This window comes from Aestuariicoccus sp. MJ-SS9 (assembly GCF_032586235.1).
Taxonomy (GTDB): domain Bacteria; phylum Pseudomonadota; class Alphaproteobacteria; order Rhodobacterales; family Rhodobacteraceae; genus Aestuariicoccus.
Map to the genome: position 1 here is coordinate 1 of NZ_JAWHTD010000033.1, position 16972 is coordinate 16972.

Annotated in this window: 16 protein-coding genes; 6 read left to right on the forward strand and 10 right to left on the reverse strand. The window is 67.0% G+C overall.

Going from position 1 to position 16972, the window contains the following annotated elements; genetic code table 11:
* The first annotated feature begins 391 nt into the window (after nucleotides 1-391).
* The 4 genes from RXV88_RS17635 (at nucleotide 392) to RXV88_RS17650 (ending at nucleotide 5658) form a co-directional block, all read left to right on the forward strand.
* Nucleotides 392-1171 carry an IclR family transcriptional regulator gene (locus RXV88_RS17635; RefSeq protein WP_316294815.1) on the forward strand — a complete coding sequence of 260 codons (780 nt, stop codon included), beginning with the start codon at nucleotides 392-394 and terminating at the stop codon, nucleotides 1169-1171.
* Between the two features lie 13 nt (nucleotides 1172-1184).
* Entirely contained in the window at nucleotides 1185-3269 is a 2085-nt protein-coding gene (locus RXV88_RS17640; protein WP_316294816.1) for an FAD-dependent oxidoreductase, read from the forward strand.
* Nucleotides 3270-3337: 68 nt separating this feature from the next.
* The gene (locus RXV88_RS17645; protein WP_316294817.1) at nucleotides 3338-4534 is read left to right on the forward strand and encodes an acyl-CoA dehydrogenase family protein; all 1197 of its coding nucleotides are present in this window, start codon (nucleotides 3338-3340) and stop codon (nucleotides 4532-4534) included.
* Nucleotides 4531-5658 (forward strand): acyl-CoA dehydrogenase, encoded by a 1128-nt coding sequence (locus RXV88_RS17650; protein ID WP_316294818.1) that lies wholly within the window; start codon nucleotides 4531-4533, stop codon nucleotides 5656-5658. The genes RXV88_RS17645 and RXV88_RS17650 overlap by 4 nt, the downstream gene beginning before the upstream one ends.
* 249 nt (nucleotides 5659-5907) lie before the next feature.
* Here RXV88_RS17650 and RXV88_RS17655 read toward each other — a convergent pair whose 3' ends face one another.
* Genes RXV88_RS17655 through RXV88_RS17690 form a run of 8 tightly spaced genes read right to left on the reverse strand, consistent with a single transcriptional unit; the run spans nucleotide 5908 to nucleotide 14073 of the window.
* Nucleotides 5908-6690, reverse strand: a complete 783-nt coding sequence (locus tag RXV88_RS17655; protein WP_316294819.1) for a carnitinyl-CoA dehydratase — start codon at nucleotides 6688-6690, stop codon at nucleotides 5908-5910.
* 31 nt (nucleotides 6691-6721) lie between these two features.
* On the reverse strand, nucleotides 6722-8767 hold the full coding sequence (locus tag RXV88_RS17660; protein ID WP_316294820.1) for an acetate--CoA ligase family protein: 2046 nt from the start codon (nucleotides 8765-8767) through the stop codon (nucleotides 6722-6724).
* Nucleotides 8757-9917, reverse strand: a complete 1161-nt coding sequence (locus RXV88_RS17665) for an acyl-CoA dehydrogenase family protein (protein WP_316294821.1) — start codon at nucleotides 9915-9917, stop codon at nucleotides 8757-8759. The genes RXV88_RS17660 and RXV88_RS17665 overlap by 11 nt, the downstream gene beginning before the upstream one ends.
* Before the next feature lie 2 nt (nucleotides 9918-9919).
* Complete coding sequence (locus tag RXV88_RS17670) at nucleotides 9920-11329, reverse strand: carnitine 3-dehydrogenase (RefSeq protein ID WP_316294822.1); 1410 nt, start codon at nucleotides 11327-11329, stop codon at nucleotides 9920-9922.
* On the reverse strand, nucleotides 11326-12087 hold the full coding sequence (locus tag RXV88_RS17675; RefSeq protein WP_316294823.1) for an SDR family oxidoreductase: 762 nt from the start codon (nucleotides 12085-12087) through the stop codon (nucleotides 11326-11328). The genes RXV88_RS17670 and RXV88_RS17675 overlap by 4 nt, the downstream gene beginning before the upstream one ends.
* Nucleotides 12084-12527, reverse strand: coding sequence for a lipocalin (locus tag RXV88_RS17680; protein WP_316294824.1), 444 nt, complete (start codon nucleotides 12525-12527; stop codon nucleotides 12084-12086). The genes RXV88_RS17675 and RXV88_RS17680 overlap by 4 nt, the downstream gene beginning before the upstream one ends.
* Nucleotides 12524-13162, reverse strand: a complete 639-nt coding sequence (locus tag RXV88_RS17685; RefSeq protein ID WP_316294825.1) for an SGNH/GDSL hydrolase family protein — start codon at nucleotides 13160-13162, stop codon at nucleotides 12524-12526. The genes RXV88_RS17680 and RXV88_RS17685 overlap by 4 nt, the downstream gene beginning before the upstream one ends.
* Nucleotides 13159-14073, reverse strand: coding sequence for a 3-keto-5-aminohexanoate cleavage protein (locus tag RXV88_RS17690; protein WP_316294826.1), 915 nt, complete (start codon nucleotides 14071-14073; stop codon nucleotides 13159-13161). The genes RXV88_RS17685 and RXV88_RS17690 overlap by 4 nt, the downstream gene beginning before the upstream one ends.
* Nucleotides 14074-14148: 75 nt before the next feature.
* Here RXV88_RS17690 and RXV88_RS17695 point away from each other — a divergent pair, with 75 nt between their 5' ends.
* Both RXV88_RS17695 and RXV88_RS17700 read left to right on the forward strand, forming a co-directional pair.
* The gene (locus tag RXV88_RS17695) at nucleotides 14149-15090 is read left to right on the forward strand and encodes a GlxA family transcriptional regulator (protein ID WP_316294827.1); all 942 of its coding nucleotides are present in this window, start codon (nucleotides 14149-14151) and stop codon (nucleotides 15088-15090) included.
* Nucleotides 15084-15392 (forward strand): hypothetical protein, encoded by a 309-nt coding sequence (locus RXV88_RS17700; protein ID WP_316294828.1) that lies wholly within the window; start codon nucleotides 15084-15086, stop codon nucleotides 15390-15392. Before RXV88_RS17695 ends, RXV88_RS17700 begins: the two co-directional genes overlap by 7 nt.
* Here RXV88_RS17700 and RXV88_RS17705 read toward each other — a convergent pair.
* Together RXV88_RS17705 and RXV88_RS17710 are read right to left on the reverse strand one after the other, a co-directional pair.
* Nucleotides 15367-16125 (reverse strand): LuxR family transcriptional regulator, encoded by a 759-nt coding sequence (locus RXV88_RS17705; RefSeq protein ID WP_316294829.1) that lies wholly within the window; start codon nucleotides 16123-16125, stop codon nucleotides 15367-15369. The two genes, RXV88_RS17700 and RXV88_RS17705, sit on opposite strands and share 26 nt — an antisense overlap.
* A gap of 58 nt (nucleotides 16126-16183) precedes the next feature.
* Nucleotides 16184-16909 carry an RlmE family RNA methyltransferase gene (locus RXV88_RS17710; protein WP_316294830.1) on the reverse strand — a complete coding sequence of 242 codons (726 nt, stop codon included), beginning with the start codon at nucleotides 16907-16909 and terminating at the stop codon, nucleotides 16184-16186.
* Nucleotides 16910-16972 lie beyond the last annotated feature (63 nt).

Consider the following 16972-nt stretch of genomic DNA (forward strand, 5'->3'; position numbering starts at 1 on the left):
GCTTGTTCATACAACGCGTCTAACGGCATGGATTCACGAAGTGAATCCTTCGCCGACAGACTTTTGCAACAACGCCCGTTCGGGCCGCCAAGATGCGCCCCGGGTTTTTTGGGCCGCTGCAGGGCGCCTTTGGGACCTGCCCCCAAGACCCTGCGTCTTGATGCTCGGGCAGAGGTGTGGCACCTTGCAGCGAAATCTGCGAAATTTAATTTCGCATAGTAAAACGATTGGGCGTCATGAACCGATTGAAACGCGCCGCAATGCGGGGCCGCGCGGACGAGACCGTTGATCCCCCGACCAAAGCGTGCACCAGTTTGCTCCAGGCAGGGCCGATCGCGACGCCGGGCGTCGCCGTCCCGGCGGTGTCGCGCCCGATCCCGCAGGGCACGCCATGACCGACCAGAGCCAAGGCCCGAGCGACCGCAAATTCGCCAAAACGCTGGCGCGGGGCCTGTCGGTTCTGCGCGCCTTTCGGGCGGGCGACAACGGCCTGACCCACCGCCAGATCGCCGAGCGCACCGGGCTGGTGGGAGCGACGGTCACACGGCTGACCTATACCCTGTGCGAGTTGGGGTACCTCAGCCAGCAGAACGGACTTTACCGGCTGGGCCCGGCCACCACGGCGCTGGGATCGGTGGCGGCGGCGGCCTCGTCGTTCCTCGATCTGGCCGGCGCGCCGATGCAGGCGCTGGCCGACGCCACGGGCACGCTGGCGTTGGTCGCGGTGCGCGATGGCGACCGGATGCTGCTGGCCAAGACCTGGCGCCCGCAAGGCACCGCCTCGATCTGGCTCGAACCGGGGCACCGGATCCCGATCCTGGGCTCGTCGTCGGGGCAGGCGGTTCTGGCGGCGCTCGACGACCCACGGTTCGAGGCGCTCCGGCCCGACCCTGCGCTGCGCGATTTCCGGGCGCATGGGTTTAGCCAGCTTGTGGCGCAAGGCTTTGCCATCACGCCCGACGCGCTGCGCTACGCCCGCACGGTCAACGCCGTCGCGGTGCCCTACGTCGCGGGCGATTTCGGCGAACCCGTCGCCTTTACCTGCGGCGCCCTGCCCGATCACCTGACGCGCGAGCGCATGATGGCCGAGGTCGGCCCGAAACTGCGCGATCTCGTGCGCGATCTTGAACGACAGACCGGCACCTCCTCGGCGCTGGCCCGTCGCGGTTAACGAAAGGAAATCCATGTCCGACATCGTCCGTTACGACCGCATCGGCGACATCGCCGTGCTGACCGCAGACAACCCGCCGGTGAATGCCCTGGGCCACGCGGTGCGCGTGGGGCTGGTGACCGCGCTCGACCGTGCCGTGGCCGACGGGGCGCGCGCCGTCGTCCTGACCTGTGCGGGCCGCACCTGGCACGCCGGCGCCGACATCCGCGAATTCGGCAAGCCGCCGGTCGATCCCTGGCTGCCCGAGGTCTGCAACCGGACCGAGGCCTGCCCGCTGCCGGTGGTGGCCGCGTTGCACGGCACGGCACTTGGCGGCGGGCTCGAGGTGGCGATGGGCGCGCATTACCGCGTCGCCGTGCCGGGCACCCGCGTCGGCCTGCCCGAGGTGCATCTGGGCATCCTGCCCGGCGCGGGCGGCACCCAGCGCCTGCCCCGGTTGGCCGGTCTGGACGCCTCGGTCGACATCATCACCACCGGCCGCCACGTGCCCGCCGCTGAGGCGTTGTCGCTGGGCATCCTCGACCGCGTGGCCGAGGGCGAACCGCGCGCGCTTGGCCTGGCCTTCGCCCAGGACCTGCTGGCCCAGGGCGCGGGCCCGCGCCCGACCCGCGATCTGCCTCCGCCCGAGCCGGTGGATTTCGACGCGCTCTACGACCGGGTTCTGAAAAAGGGCCGTGGTCAGCTGTCGCCCGCCACCGCCGTGCGCGCCATTCAGGCCGCCTGCGAGCTGCCCTTCGAAGACGGCCTCGCGCGTGAGAGGGCGCTTTTCAACGAGCTGATGGAAACCGACCAGCGCAAAGGTCTGATCCATGCGTTCTTTGCCGAACGGCAGGTCAGCAAACTGCCCGAACTTGAAGGTGTAACCGCCCGGGATTGCGAGCATATCGGCGTGATTGGCGGCGGCACGATGGGGGCCGGCATCGCCACCGCCGCGCTTTTGGCGGGGCTGAACGTTACGCTGGTCGAGATGTCCAAAGACGCCGCAGAGACCGCCAAAGGGCGGATCGGGGGCAACCTGAAAGGCGCGTTGAAACGTGGCAAGATCACGCCGGAAGCGTTTGATCATATGATGGAAACTGCCCTGACGCTCGCCACCGGCCCCGAGGCGCTGACCGACGCGGACGTCATCATCGAAGCGGTGTTCGAGGACATGGCCGTCAAGAAAGAGCTCTTCGCCCGCCTCGACCAGATCGCCCGGCCCGGCGCGGTTCTGGCGACGAACACCTCTTATCTCGACGTCAACGAGATCGCCAGGGCCACGTCGCGGCCCGAGGACGTGATCGGGCTGCACTTCTTTTCGCCCGCGCATGTTATGAAACTGCTCGAGGTCGTGGTCGCCGACCGCACCGCGCCCGACGTTGTCGCCACCGGATTTGCGCTGGGTAAGGCGTTGAAAAAGATCACAGTTCGGGCCGGAGTCTGCGACGGGTTCATCGGAAACCGCATCCTGTCGGTCTATCGCGCCGCCGCCGACCACATGGTTCTGGACGGCGCCTCACCGCATCAGATCGATGCCGCGCTCGAGGCGTTCGGCTTTGCCATGGGGCCCTTTGCCGTGGCCGATCTGGCCGGGCTGGACATCGGCTGGGCCAACCGCAAACGCCTGGCCCCAACCCGCGATCCGCGCGAACGGGTGCCCACCTATGCCGACAAGCTTTGCGAGGCGGGGCATCTGGGCCAGAAAACCGGGCGCGGCTATTACATCTACGACGGCCGCAACCGAACGCCGAACCCCGATGTGCTCGCCCTAATTGAAGCCGAGCGTGAAGAACGGGGCATAACACCCCGGGAATTCAGCGATTCCGAGATTCAGAGCACCTATCTGGCCGCCATGGTGAACGAGGCGGCCAAGGTCGTCGGCGACGGCATCGCGCGGCGGCCCCTGGATGTGGATATGGTTCTGCTCTTCGGCTACGGCTTTCCACGGTATCACGGCGGGCCGTTGAAATGGGCCGATATGCAGGGGCTGGACAAGGTCCTTTCGAAGATCCGCAAGCTGGCGGAGACCGACAGCTTCTTCTGGCAACCCGCGCCGTTGCTTGAAAAACTCGTGGCCGAGGGCGGCTCTTTCGACGATCTGAACAGGGCGGTTTCCTGACGCGCTGCGGGACGCGCGATTCAGGACCGCAGGACTGATCGAGATATCTCAATGAAAAGAGACGGTTGATGGACTTATCTTATTCCCCGGATGAACAAGCCTTCCGCCAAGAGGTGCGCCGCTTTCTGGCTGACGAACTGCCCAAGGCGCTCTCGGACAAGGTGCGGATGGGCGAGGCGCTCACCAAGGGCGACCACGAAAGCTGGCACGCCATTCTGAACGCCCGCGGCTGGCTTGCGCCGAACTGGCCCAAAGCCTATGGCGGGGCGGAATGGAACGCGGTGCAGCGCCACATCTTTGAAGAGGAATGCGCCCTGCTTCACGCCCCGCGCATCGTGCCCTTCGGTCTGGCAATGCTGGGGCCGGTGCTGCAGAAATACGGCAGCGACGCGCAAAAGGCCCACTATCTGCCGCGTATTCTGAACGGCGACGACTGGTGGTGCCAGGGCTATTCCGAACCGGGGGCCGGGTCGGATCTGGCCAGTCTCAAGACCCGCGCGGTGCGCGATAGCGACCATTACATCGTCAACGGGCAAAAGACCTGGACCACGCTGGGCCAGCACGCCGATATGATCTTTTGCCTGGTGCGCACCGACCCCGACGCAAAGCCGCAAGAGGGTATCTCGTTCTTGCTGATCGACATGGCGACCCCGGGGATCGAGGTGCGGCCCATCGTGCTGCTCGACGGCTCGGCCGAGGTCAACGAGGTTTGGTTCACCGACGTGAAGGTCCCCGTGCAAAACCTTGTCGGGGAAGAGAATAAGGGCTGGACGTATGCCAAATACCTGCTGACGCACGAGCGCACGAACATCGCGGGCGTCGGCTTTTCCAAGGCCGGGCTCGAGGCGGTGAAACGCATTGCGCGGGCCGAGCGGACGAACGGCCGGCCGCTGATCGAAAACCCGCATTTCGCCGCGCGTCTGGCGCGGGCCGAGATCGACCTCATGGCGCTCGCCACCACCAACCTGCGCATGATCAGCAAGGCGGCGGCGGGTCAGGCGCCGGGGGTCGAAAGCTCGATGCTGAAGGTCAAGGGCACGGTGATCCGGCAGGAAATCAACGATCTCGCGCGGCGTGCCTGCGGGCCTCACGCCCTGCCCTTCGCCTCCGAGGCGATCGAGGGCGACAATGCTCTGCCCGGGCCCGACTACGCCCGCCCGGTGGCGGCGCAATATTTCAACAATCGCAAGCTGTCGATCTACGGCGGGTCGAACGAAATTCAGCGCAATATTATCGCCAAGACGATGCTGGGAGGGGGCCGATGAACTTCGATCTGACCGAAGAGCGGCAGATGCTGCAGGACACGCTGCGCCGCTTCCTGCGCGACCGCTATACCTCCGATTTGCGCAACGAGATCGTTGCTGGCGATACGGGCTTTTCGCCTGAAATCTGGGCCGAGCTGGGCGATCTCGGCGTGATCGGCGCGCTTTTTACCGAAGCGGACGGTGGCTTTGGCGGCGCCGGTTTCGACATCGCCGTGGTGTTCGAGGAAGTGGGCCGCGCTGGCATGGTCGATCCCTTTCTCGACACCGCCGTGCTGGGTGGCGGGCTACTGAGCGCGCTTGGCGCCAACGATCAGCGCGCGCTGATAGACGAGGTGATCGGCGGCGGGCTGCATCTGGCGCTGGCGCATGGCGAACCGGCCAGCCGGTATGATCTGACCCATGTCGAGACGCGGTTGAAAACCGACGGCGACGCGGTGATCCTTTCGGGGCGCAAATCCGTGGTCGTGAATGCCGAGGCGGCCGATCATCTTGTGGTCAGCGCGCGCGAGTCCGGCGCGGCGGACGATGCCGAAGGGATCAGCCTGATATTGGTGCCGCGCGACACGGCCGGCGTGACGCTGCACGGCTCGCCGCTGATCTCGGGCGGGCGTGCGGCCGAGGTGACGCTCGACGACGTGCGCCTGCCCGCGACGCAGCGCCTCGGCGCGCCTGGCGTGGCCTGGCCGGCGCTGGACGCTGTTTTCGCGCGCGCGCATGTGGCCATCGCCGCCGAAACGCTGGGCGCGATGGAAACCGCCACGTCGCTGACGCGAGAGTACCTCGGGCAGCGCAGGCAATTCGGCCGGCCCATCGGCAGCTTTCAGGCCTTGCAGCACCGCATGGCCGATCTGCTGATCGAGCTGGAACAGGCGCGCTCGGCCGTGATCGGGGCGGCGGGCCATCTGGACGGGCCACAGGGCGCGCTGCACATCGCGGCGGCGCGTAACCTTGTGGCGCGGGCGGGCCGGATGGTGGCCGAAGAGGCGATCCAGATGCATGGCGGCATCGCGATGACGCAGGAATATGCCCTTGGCCATATCGCCAAGCGTATCGTGATGGCCGAGCATCGGCTGGGCGATGCGGATTGGCATATGGAGCGGTTTATCGCCCTATCGGCGGCCTAAACGGGCATGTTCGGTATTTCATGAAATAGCGAACAAGGCTCACCGACCGTACCTTCGGCGTCAACGCGTCGCTGCGGCCAAGGCTGGTGCCAGGCCCTGGGAAAAACTGGACCGCTTCGTGGCCGAGCGTTTGGCGGGCGACGAGCGGTCTGGGTGTATTGTTCTGATCGGCAGGCTGCCAGAAGAACCTGCCGGATAATTTATTAAAAGCAGTACGTTAGAGTTATTTCCTGAAGCGCCGGGTCGGGATTATCGCCCCTTCCACACCGGGTCGCGCTTTTCGGCGAAGGCCCGCGCGCCTTCCTTCTGATCCTCCGAGGCATAGAGCACATCGACGGTCTCGAATTGCCGTTTGGTGATGCGGTTCAGGGCGTCCTGGAACTTCATATCCTCGGCCTCGCGCACGATCTCTTTGATGGCCGCATAGACCAGCGGCGGGCCGCTGGCGATCAGATCGGCAAGCTTGGCTGCCTCGGCCACGAGATCGCCACCGGGGTAGACGTGGTTGACGATCCCCCAGCGCGCGGCTTCTTCCGCGTCGATCCAGCGTCCGGTCAGCAGCATCTCCATCGCGATGTGATAGGGAATGCGCTTGGGCAACTTGAGGCTCGCGGCATCCGCCACCGTGCCAGACCGGATTTCCGGCAGGGCAAAACTGGCGTGGTCGGCAGCCAGGATGATGTCGGCGCTCAGCGCCAGTTCCAGCCCGCCGCCGCAGCAGATGCCGTTGACCGCCGCGATGACCGGCTTGTTGAGCCCGCGCAATTCCTGCAGCCCGCCAAAGCCGCCGACCCCGTAATCGCCATCGACCGCGTCGCCGTCGTTGGCGGCCTTCAGGTCCCAGCCGGGACAGAAGAACTTGTCGCCCGCGCCGGTCAGCACCGCGACCCGCAAGTCGGGATCGTCACGGAAACCGGCAAAGACCTCGCCCATGATGCGGCTGATCGCGAGGTCGATGGCGTTGGCCTTTGGCCGGTCGAGCGTCACCTCGAACACATGGCCGCGTTTCGCTGTCCTGACCGGAGAGGTCATGCTGCCCTGCCCTTTCTGTCGATGGTTCCTGTCATTGGTCCGCCTCGGTCTTGCGGACCAAGGCGTCGACCGCCACGGCGCGGGTCGGCGTGACGATCAGCGGATTGATCTCGATCTCGACGATCTGCTGCGCATGGTCCGTGACGTAATCCTGCACCGCCATCACCGCGCTGACAATGGCCGCCTGATCGGCCGCAGGCAGGCCGCGATAGCCGTGCAGCAGCGGCGCGATGCGCAAACGATCGAGCGCCTGGGCGATCTCTTCGCGGCGCACGGGCAACAGAAGGTTGACAGTGTCCGCCCACAATTCGGTCAGCGTCCCCCCGGCCCCGAGGGTCAGCACGAAGCCATGCGCGGGGTCGGCCAGAACGCCGATCAAGAGCTCGGCCACGCCGTCGGTCACCATCTCTTCGACAAGAAAGCGCGTGCCGCCGATGCGCCGCGCGGCATTCGTCACCGCCTCCGGGCTGCAAAGGTTCAGCGCCACCGCGCCCGCTTCGGTCTTGTGCGCCAAACCCAGCCCCTTGAGCGCCAGCGCGGGCCGTCCGTGCGCCCAGTCCGCCGCCGCCTCGGGCGTCGCGACCACGGCGCTTTGCGGGGTTTCGACGCCGTATCGCGACAGATCCGTCTTGACTTCGGCCTCGGTCAGGGTGACGGGCGTCCCGATGGCCGGGCCTGGCAAAACCGGCGGCGCAAAGACTTGCGGCGCGCCGAGCGCGATGCAGGCCGCGACCGCGTCCAGCGCCGGCTCCAGCCCGCAAAGCGGGATCAGCCCGGCCTGCGACAGCCGCAGCGCCATCGCTTCGGGCATGGTGTCGGGCAGGGTCGACAGGATGGCCAGCGGCATCCCCACCCGGCGCTGCGCGGCCGTGGCGGCGGCGACCAGCACCTCCCAATCCTGCGTGGCGCAGCGGTCGCTCCGCGGGAAATCGGCCACCAGCAGAGTGATGACGGCCCCGCCCGCCATCATCTCGGCAAAGACCATCTCCATCCGCTCGGCATCGCCCCAGATGAAGGCGTGATAATCCAGCGGGTTGGCCAGCGTCACCAGCGGCCCCAGCGCATCGGCGAGCCGCGCTTTCTGGCTGTCGCCGAGGGGTGCGAATGTCAGGCCGCGCGCAGCGGCGGCGTCGGCGATCAGCCCCGCCTCGCCCCCCGAGCACGACAGCGCGGCCAGCCGGTTGGCGGGCAATGGGCCGATGGCGTGGGCCAGTTTCAGCGCCTCCAGCAGCGCCTCGAGCGACGCGACCCGCGCCATTCCTAGCCGCGCCAGCAATGCCGCCGCCCCGGCATCCGACCCCGCGAGCGACGCGGTATGCGACACCGCCGCCACCCGCGCCGCATCCGACCGGCCGGATTTAAGCGCGATCACCGGCTTGCCAAGGCGGCGCGCGGTGGCGGCCATCGCCTCGAACGCCGCGATGTCGCCGAAGCCCTCGATATGCAGGCCAAGCCCGGTGATCCGGTCTTCGGCCAGCAAGGCCTCGGCCATTTCGGCCATCCCGGTCTGCGCCTGATTGCCCACCGTGCCGACAAAGGCCACCGGCAGGCCACGGGTCTGCATCGTCAGGTTCAGCGCGATGTTCGAGCTTTGGGTCAGGATCGCGACGCCCCGGTCGACCGGCACCAGCCCGTGGATATCGGGCCAGAGCGCGGTAGCGTCGAGCGCATTGATGAAGCCGTAGCAATTGGGCCCGACGATGGGCATGTCGCCGGCGGCTTCGATCAGGTCCCGGCTCAGCGCGCCGCCATCGCCGCTTTCGGCAAAGCCGCTGGCGAAACAGACCGCCCCGCCCGCGCCCATCTTGGCCAGTTCGCGCACGACGCCGATGGTGGCCTTGCGGTTGACGCCGATGAAAACGGCGTCGGGCGGGCTGTCTAACCAGCGCAGATCCGCGACGGCCTTGACCCCTTCGAGCGTGTCCGCGCGTGGATGCACCGCCTGCAGCGTCCCGGCAAAGCCCATCTTTTGCAGCCCGCGCAGCACCGCCCGCCCCCAGGCGCCGCCGCCGACCACGGCAACCGAGCGCGGCCGCAACAGGCGCGACAGATCGCGCGGCACCGGGTCAGGACCCAAGCGGGCGCAAAAGCTCGCGCCCGATGATATGCCGCTGGATCTCGCTGGTGCCGTCCCAGATCCGCTCGACCCGCGCATCGCGCCAGAATCGCTCGATGGGCAGGTCCGACATCAGCCCCATCCCGCCGTGGATCTGCAGCGCGGCGTCGGTGACCCGCGCCAGCATCTCGGTTGCATACAGCTTGGCGCTGGCGATCTCGCGGTTGGCGGGCAGGCCCTGATCCAGCCGCCAGGCCGAGGAAAGGGTCAGCCAATCGGATGCGTCGATCTCGGTGATCATGTCGGCGATTTGAAAGCTGACGCCCTGAAAGCGCCCGATGGGCTGGCCGAACTGACGCCGCTCGGCCGCATGGGCCAGCGCCAGATCAAAGACCCGGCGCGCACGGCCGACAGACATGGTGGCGACAGTGATCCGCGTGGCGTAAAGCCATTCGTTCATCACCGCAAAGCCACCATCCACCTCGCCCAGCAACTGCGCATCTGGCAGGCGGCAATCGTCGAATTCCAGAATGCAGTTCTTATACCCACGGTGGCTGACGCTGTCATAGCCCGCGCGAACAATAAATCCGGGATGGCCCCGGTCGACCAGGAAACAGCTGATCCGTTTCTTGGGGCCATGGGCTGTCTGGTCCTCACCCGTAGCGACGAAAACGATAAAGAAATCCGCGTGATCCGCGCCGGAGATAAAGTGTTTTGTGCCGTTGAGAACCCAGTCGCCTCCATCACGCCGCGCTGTGGTCTTCATGCCGCGCACGTCCGATCCGGCGTCGGGTTCGGTCATCGCCAGCGCGTCCATCCGCTCGCCGCGCACGGCGGGCAGAAGGTAGCGGTCGCGTTGATCGCCCTCGCAGGCCATCAGGATATTCTGCGGTCGCCCAAAGAAATGCGTGAGCGCCATGGACCCGCGCCCCAGCTCGCGCTCGACCAGCGCAAAATCAAGGTGGCCTAGCCCCGCGCCACCCACCTCTTCGGGGAAATTGCAGGCGTAAAAACCCAGCCCGATCACCTTGCGCTTGATCTCTTGCGCGATCTCTTGCGGCACCTCTCCACTGCGCTCGACCGCGGCCTCGTGCGGATAGATCTCGCGCTCGACGAAATCGCGCACGGTCGCGACGATCATTTCCTGTTCGTCTGTCAGCCCGAAATGCATGGTCAGCCCTCCGCGTGGCGTCGGGCCAGCCGTTCGACGGCGGCCTGCACTTTCGGCAGCGGCGGACACGAGCGGCGCGTCTCAAGCGAGACATGCAGCAGGAACTGGTCGCAGGTGGCCATGACCCCTGCATCAGCATCGCGCCGCATCTCGTGGAAAAGACGCAGTTTCTTGCCCTCACCCAAAGTCACCCTTGTGGTCACGTGCACCGTCTCGCCCGCATGGGTTTCGTTGAGGTACTTGATCGTGGATTCGGCGGTGAAATAGCTGTTGCCCGCGTCAACATAAGCCTGATCTGCGCCCACATGGGCCATCAGCACCTCCGACGCGTCGCTGAAGATCTGGCCGTAACGCCCCTCGTTCATGTGGCCGTTCATGTCGGTCCAATCCACCGGGATCACCCGCCGCACCGTGGTCAGCGGCACCTCGTCGGCAAGCGCGGGCCAGCGCGTCTTTTCGTGATCGCGGATCAGCGCGCCCGCTGCCGCGCCCTGCTGTTTCAGCGCGCGCATCATCGCGACAAGGTTGTTGTCACGAAGCCGTTCCAACTGCCGGATCGACATCTGCCCCGATTGCGCGTCGGATTGATCGGCGATCAGATCGACCAGCTCGTCAGTGAACTCGGGCACATCCATCAGCTTGGTCCAGGGCCATTTCAGGCAAGGACCGAACTGCGCCATGAAGTGGCGCATTCCGGCCTCGCCCCCGGCCACGCGGTAGGTCTCGAACAGCCCCATCTGCCCCCAACGCAGGCCAAACCCATAGCGGATCGCGTTGTCGATTTCCTCGGTCGTGGCGATGCCGTCCTTGACCAGCCAGAGCGCCTCGCGCCAGACGGCCTCGAGAAAGCGGTCAGCGATATGCGCGTCGATCTCGGCCCGGACATGAAGCGGATACATTCCGATTCCTGTCAGGATATCCTTCGCCTTTTCAATGGCCTCCGGGTCGGTCTTCACGCTTGGCACCAGCTCGACCAACGGCAACAGGTAGACCGGATTGAACGGATGCGCGACGACGATCCGCGCAGCCAGCGGCTGATCCTGCTGCAGCTCGGACGGTTTGAACCCAGAGGTCGAGGAACCGATCACCACGTCAGGTGAGATATGCGGCGCAATCTCATGATAAACATTGTGTTTCAGGTCCAGCCGCTCGGGCACGCTTTCCTGCACCCAGGCCGCGCCCTGCACCGCCTCGGCCAGAGTGGCGCAAAAGGTGATGCGGCCGCGTTCGGGCATAGGCGCCTCGTAGAGCATGGGCAACGTGCGGGCGGCGTTGGCCATGACCTCGGCCAGCTTGCGCTCGGCCTCCGGGTCGGGGTCGAAGACCCGAACGTCCCAACCCATCAGGGCAAAGCGCGCGGCCCAGCCGCCGCCGATCACGCCACCGCCGAGAATGGCCGCTGTTTGTGTCATGGCGTCAAAGTCTCCGTATGTCCGTCGATGGCCAGGATCTGGCCGGAAATCTTGCGCGCGCCGTCCGAGGCGAGCCAGAGCACAGTGTCGGTCACATCCTGGGCGGTGACCCAGCTGCGCAGCGACACGCCCTTGACGTATTGCGCGCGCACCGCGTCTGGATCGAGGCCCGAGGCCGCGGATTCCATCGCCACGACACGGTCCATCCGGTCGCCCTCGACCGCGCCGGGGCAGATGGCGTTGACGCGGATGCCGGCGGGGCCAAGCTCCATCGCGAGCGTCTTGGTCAGCCCGACGATGCCCCATTTCACCGTGGCATAGGGCGCACGCAGCGGATAGCCGAATTGCCCGGCGGTGGACGAGGTCAGCACGATCAGCCCGGCGCCCTGCGCGCGCATCAGCCGTGCGGCCCAGCGGCAGGTCAGGAAAGCCCCGGTCAGGTTGACGTCGATGCAGGCGCGCCAGCCTTCCAGCGGCAGATCCTCGATCCGGCCTGCCGGGCCGCCGGTGCCGGCATTTGCACAGACCACGTCGATGCCGCCCCAGGCGTCTTCGACGGCCTGCAGGAATGCCTGCATCTGGCCTTCGTCGGTCACATCTGCGACCGCGCCGATGTGACCCGGAAAATCCGCCTGGAACGCCGCCACCGCGCCCGCGTCGGCGTCGCAGATCGCCACCCGGTCGCCGCGCGCGGCGAAACCGGCGGCCATGGCCCGGCCCAGCCCGCTGGCCCCGCCGGTGATCAGAACGCGGCTCATGCGCCGCTCATCCGGTCGAGGTCATAGCCGTACCACGTTAGGATCTTGCGTGCCGCCGCCAGCCGGTCGCCCGGCGCGCCGGTGCGGTCCATGATCCAGACCCGCGATCCGTTGGGGTCGCCAAGCGCGGCGGTGCGGTTGCCGATGTCGAGCCAATGCACCCAGACCGGATCGCCGCCCACGAGCAGACGCCCCTCTCCGGTGTCGGCGAGCGCCAGGGCGACACCGTCCAGCTCCAGCGTCTTGGCCGTCACCCGAACCCTGGTGCCAGGTGCCAGCCCCGCGCCGGAGACGACGATCCATTCTCCCGCCAACCGCTTGAGCGTCACATCAGCCTGTGAGGCGATGGGGGCCGTGGGGTTGCGCAGGGGAATGTCCACCCGCGGCAACGTCGCCGCCGTAGTGCAGCCCGCCAGCACGAGGGGCAAAACCCATTTCATCCGTCGATCCGCGCCAGCTGACCGGCCACCACCCGCGCCATGGCCGCGCCAAAGCTCTGGTGCGCCTCGGCCTCCCAATGCACGCCGTCGGTGTCCGACACGGTGACGTGGTCGCCCGCATTCACGAAGCCACAACCGATCCGGGCGGCGGCGGCCTCGATCTGGCCGGCCATCCCGGTCTGGCGCGCCTCGGCCCCGGCGAAGACATCTGTCAGAACGCCGGTTTCGCGCACCGGCGGCGGCGCGATCAGAAGGTCGGCGGAATGCACGCCCTCGGCCCGCGCCGCGCGGATCATCCGTTCGAGCGAGCGGGCGATTTCATAGGCGCTCACGGTGAAGCGCGGTTTGAGGTCGTTCGTTCCAAGCATGATAATCATCAGGTCGACGGGCTTATGCGAATGCAGGATCGCGGGCAGCACGGCGAGGCCGTTGCGCACGCCGCCCTCGACCGGATCGTCGTGCACGGTGGTGCGGCCCGGCAGGCCCTCGGTGATCACGCGCACCTTGGGGCCCAAAGCCTCAGCCATGACGTCCGGCCAGGGCGTGCCGGGGGCATAGCGGCGCGATTCCCCGGCGACGAGCATCGGCTTGGTGCCGTGACTGTTGCTGTCGCCGTAGATCAGAACGGTTTTCATCCGCGTGGCGCCTGCTTGGTCAGGCCCAGCTTTGTGCGGACCTCCTCGGGGCCGATAACCCGCGCGCCCAGCCGCTCGACGATCCCGACCGCGCGGTCCACAAGCTGGGCGTTGGTGGCCAGGACGCCCTTGTCGAGAAAGAGGTTGTCCTCGAGCCCCACGCGCACGTTGCCGCCCGCCAGGACCGACGCCGCGACAAAAGGCATCTGGTTGCGCCCCAGCGCGAAGGCGCTGAAGGTCCAGCCCGCGGGCACGTTGTTCACCATCGCCATGAAAGTGTTCAGATCGTCCGGCGCGCCCCAGGGCACGCCCATGCAAAGCTGCACCAGCGCGGGGTCGTCCAGAACGCCCTCCTTGACCAATTCCTGCGCGAACCACAGATGGCCGGTGTCAAACGCCTCGATCTCGGGCTTGACGCCCAGATCGGTCATCATCCGGCCCATGGCCCGCAGCATGCCGGGGGTGTTGGTCATGACGTAATCGGCCTCGGCAAAGTTCATCGTGCCGCAATCGAGCGTGCAGATCTCGGGCCGGCATTCGGCCACATGAGCCACCCGTTCGGTCGCGCCGATCATGTCGGTGCCTGCGGCGTCCACCGGCAGAGGTGTCTCGACCCCGCCAAAGGTGATGTCGCCGCCCATGCCGGCGGTCAGGTTCAGCACCACATCCACATCCGCCGCGCGGATGCGGTCGGTCACCTCGCGGTAATATTCGGTCTTGCGCGAGGGCGCGCCGGTTTCGGGGTCGCGAACGTGGCAATGCACCACCGCCGCGCCGGCACGCGCGGCCTCGATCGCGCTGTCGGCGATCTCTTTCGGCGAGCGCGGCACATGCGGGCTCCGGTCCTGTGTGCCGCCCGATCCGGTCACGGCACAGGTGATGAAAACCTCGCGGTTCATGGTGAGTGGCATCGCGTCCTCCGTCCGACCTGCCCGCTCAGCATTGGCGCTGGCGCGGCGGCTCACCTTGCGGTATCAGACAAAACCATGCGTAATCGGACAGAAGCCTGCGACATCGCCTTTTTGCTGCTGCCGCGGTTTTCAAACCTGTGCCTGTCCAATTGCCTCGAGCCGCTGCGCGCCGCCAACAGCTTCCTCAGCGCGCCGCATTACCGCTGGCAGTTTCTCAGCGTGGATGGCGGCGTTGTCCGGTCAAGCTCGGACATGCCGGTTCAGCCCGGCGCAGGGCTGGCGGATATGGCGCCGGTGTCGCGGCTCTATATCATTTCAAGCTATGAACACCTGGCCCACGACACCGCCGCGCTGCGCCGGGCGCTCCGGCGCGCGTCGGCGCGGTCGGGGATGGTGTTGGGGCTCGATTCCGGGGCCTGGCTGATGGCGGCGGCGGGGCTGCTGGACGGGCGGCAGGCAACGATCCACTGGGATCTGCTCGAGGCCTTCGACGAGCGCTTTCACCGCGTGCAAGCGCAGCGGCAATCCTATGTGCGCGACGGCGACCGGGTGACCTGCGGCGGTGCGATGGCGGCCTTCGACCTGACGCGCGACATGATCCGGCGCGACCTTGGCCCGGCGATCACCCTGGACGTCGAGGGGCTGTTCCGGCCGCGCGCGCCCGCGCCGGACGTGCCGCAAGGCGATCCGCTGGTGGCGCGGATGGTGGCGCGGATGCGTGCGCGGATCGAGGACCCGCAGCCCCTGCCCCAGCTCGCGCGTGATCTGGGCACCACGCCGCGCACGCTGGCGCGGCGCGTGCAGGCGGCGACGGGGCAAAGCCCCTCGGCGCTCTATCGTCACCTGCGCCTGACCGCCGCGCGGCAGATGATCGAGACCGGCGCGGCCTCGGTCACCGAGGTGGCGCTGCGCTGCGGCTACGAAGACCCCACGGCGCTGACCCGCGCGTTCAAGGCGCGTTTCGGGCAGAGCCCGCAGGCGCTTCGCCGGACGATGGCCGCAAACCGGGCATGGTAACGCTTAAAATCGGCCGTATTCATCGGCGATACACCGCGCTGGGGCATCATCATCGCCGGGTTCACCGGCCGGAGCGCGCCATGCGTCACAGTCAAGAAATCGGTCCGCCGCCGTCGCGCCGGTCTCGTTATGCCCGGCTCTTCGCCTTGCACCGGCAGGTCTTTCCGACCGCCGGTGCGAACGCGGGTTTTCAGGAAATCCGGGTCGTGTCGCCGCAGTTCGCGCGGTTCTTTCAGCAGACCGCCATCGCGTCGCTGATGGCGCCAAAGCAGCCCGTCACTCCGACCCGAACAGAAGATTGAGTGCGGTGGCCTTCTGCACCGCCTGCACCGAGTTGGTGACCTGAAGCGCCTGGCGCGCGCCTTTCAGGTGCTTTTCGATGGTCGGTGCGCTCAGCCCCATGATGACGGCGATGTCCTGGGTGGTCTTGCCTTCGGCCATCCATTCCAGCACCTCGCGCTGACGGGTGGTCAGCGGACGGCTTTGCATCGGCTGCGGCAGCGACGCCACGCGCAGCTGGAAAAGGTTGCAGAGCAGCACGATCTCGTCCCCGTGTTCGGCCCAGAGCGCATCTGCCACGTCCTGCCCCTGCCCGCCGCCAGGCGAGAGGCCCATCACGGCCCCGCCCCGCCCGCCGGTGGACACCAGGCTGATCACATAGCCCCCCATCAACCCGTGTTCGGCATTGAGCGCCAGCATCCGTTTCACCTCGGGCCGCTGCGCCCAGTCGGAATATTGCCGGCCGACCTCGGCCCAGCTGGCGGCACCGGTGTGATGCATGGCCCAGTCGTAGGTCGGCGAATGCAGATAGAGCTCTTCGCCCAGATAGGCGTCGGAATAGCTTTGCGGCCCCTGGTGCAGGATCAGCGCCTCGTCGAGCTGGCCGACAATGCCGCGATGCGCGATGCGCGAGCCGCCGTAGATCAGGCTGGGAAAACCGCATTCGGTCATGCGCGTGGCCAGAATGTCCCAGGCGCCGACAACCTCGCGGGCGGCCATCAAACGGGTCATCACATCGTGCAGCGCGGAATCCATGGGGTCTGCGGTCCTTTCCGTGGCGGAAAGTACCAGCATTGTGCCCGTCGGGATAGGGTCAGTCGGCGGCTCCGCGGAACCCGGTGGCGACCACGAACTTTTCCGAGGAATCCTGCCGCGACGCCGGCGGCTTGACGTTGGCGACCTTGGCAAAGCGCTGTTTCAGCAGCTTCTGCAGCTCGCCCTCGGCCCCGCCCGCCAGAACCTTGGCGACAAAGGTGCCGCCCTCCTCCAGCACGTCGAAGGCGAAATAAGCGGCGGTCTCGCACAGGTGGATGATGCGCAAATGGTCGGTCTGTTTGTGCCCCGACGAGGCCGCGGCCATGTCCGACATCACGACGTCGGCCTTGCCGCCGAGCCAGCGCTTGACCTGCTCTTCCGCATCGTCGGCCAGAAAGTCGAGCACATGCAGCTCGGCCCCGGCGATCGGTTCGACCTCTTGCAGGTCGATGCCCAGCACTGTGCCGATGGCCTTGCCGCTTTTCTCGCCAAGCGCGTTGACGCGCTTGACCGCCACCTGGCACCAGCCGCCGGGCGCACAGCCCAGGTCGACGACGCGCGCGCCGGGCACGAGAAAACGGAATTTCTCGTCCAGTTCCAGGATCTTGTAGGCCGCGCGGCCGCGATAGCCCTCGGCCTGGGCGCGCTTGACATACGGGTCGTTCAGCTGCCGCTGCAACCAGCGGGTCGAGCTGAGCTTGCGCCCGCGCGCGGTCTTGACCTTGACCTTCAGATCGCGCTGCCCGCGCCCCGATGTGTTCTTGCCGTTCGGCCCCTTGGCCATATCGCGCCTCTTGCTGTGATCGCCTGCCCCTAGCGTATATAGGGCGGAATGCCAAAGACCCTA

Excerpts from the sequence above, each read along its gene's own strand:
- RXV88_RS17665 (WP_316294821.1), bottom strand. The coding sequence starts at position 9,917 with ATGCATTTCGGGCTGACAGACGAACAGGAAATGATCGTCGCGACCGTG.
- RXV88_RS17635 (WP_316294815.1), top strand. The coding sequence starts at position 392 with ATGACCGACCAGAGCCAAGGCCCGAGCGACCGCAAATTCGCCAAAACG.
- RXV88_RS17640 (WP_316294816.1), top strand. The coding sequence starts at position 1,185 with ATGTCCGACATCGTCCGTTACGACCGCATCGGCGACATCGCCGTGCTG.
- RXV88_RS17645 (WP_316294817.1), top strand. The coding sequence starts at position 3,338 with ATGGACTTATCTTATTCCCCGGATGAACAAGCCTTCCGCCAAGAGGTG.
- RXV88_RS17710 (WP_316294830.1), bottom strand. The coding sequence starts at position 16,909 with ATGGCCAAGGGGCCGAACGGCAAGAACACATCGGGGCGCGGGCAGCGC.
- RXV88_RS17675 (WP_316294823.1), bottom strand. The coding sequence starts at position 12,087 with ATGAGCCGCGTTCTGATCACCGGCGGGGCCAGCGGGCTGGGCCGGGCC.
- RXV88_RS17670 (WP_316294822.1), bottom strand. The coding sequence starts at position 11,329 with ATGACACAAACAGCGGCCATTCTCGGCGGTGGCGTGATCGGCGGCGGC.
- RXV88_RS17690 (WP_316294826.1), bottom strand. The coding sequence starts at position 14,073 with ATGCCACTCACCATGAACCGCGAGGTTTTCATCACCTGTGCCGTGACC.
- RXV88_RS17655 (WP_316294819.1), bottom strand. The coding sequence starts at position 6,690 with ATGACCTCTCCGGTCAGGACAGCGAAACGCGGCCATGTGTTCGAGGTG.
- RXV88_RS17705 (WP_316294829.1), bottom strand. The coding sequence starts at position 16,125 with ATGGATTCCGCGCTGCACGATGTGATGACCCGTTTGATGGCCGCCCGC.
- RXV88_RS17700 (WP_316294828.1), top strand. The coding sequence starts at position 15,084 with ATGGTAACGCTTAAAATCGGCCGTATTCATCGGCGATACACCGCGCTG.
- RXV88_RS17695 (WP_316294827.1), top strand. The coding sequence starts at position 14,149 with ATGCGTAATCGGACAGAAGCCTGCGACATCGCCTTTTTGCTGCTGCCG.
- RXV88_RS17680 (WP_316294824.1), bottom strand. The coding sequence starts at position 12,527 with ATGAAATGGGTTTTGCCCCTCGTGCTGGCGGGCTGCACTACGGCGGCG.
- RXV88_RS17685 (WP_316294825.1), bottom strand. The coding sequence starts at position 13,162 with ATGAAAACCGTTCTGATCTACGGCGACAGCAACAGTCACGGCACCAAG.
- RXV88_RS17650 (WP_316294818.1), top strand. The coding sequence starts at position 4,531 with ATGAACTTCGATCTGACCGAAGAGCGGCAGATGCTGCAGGACACGCTG.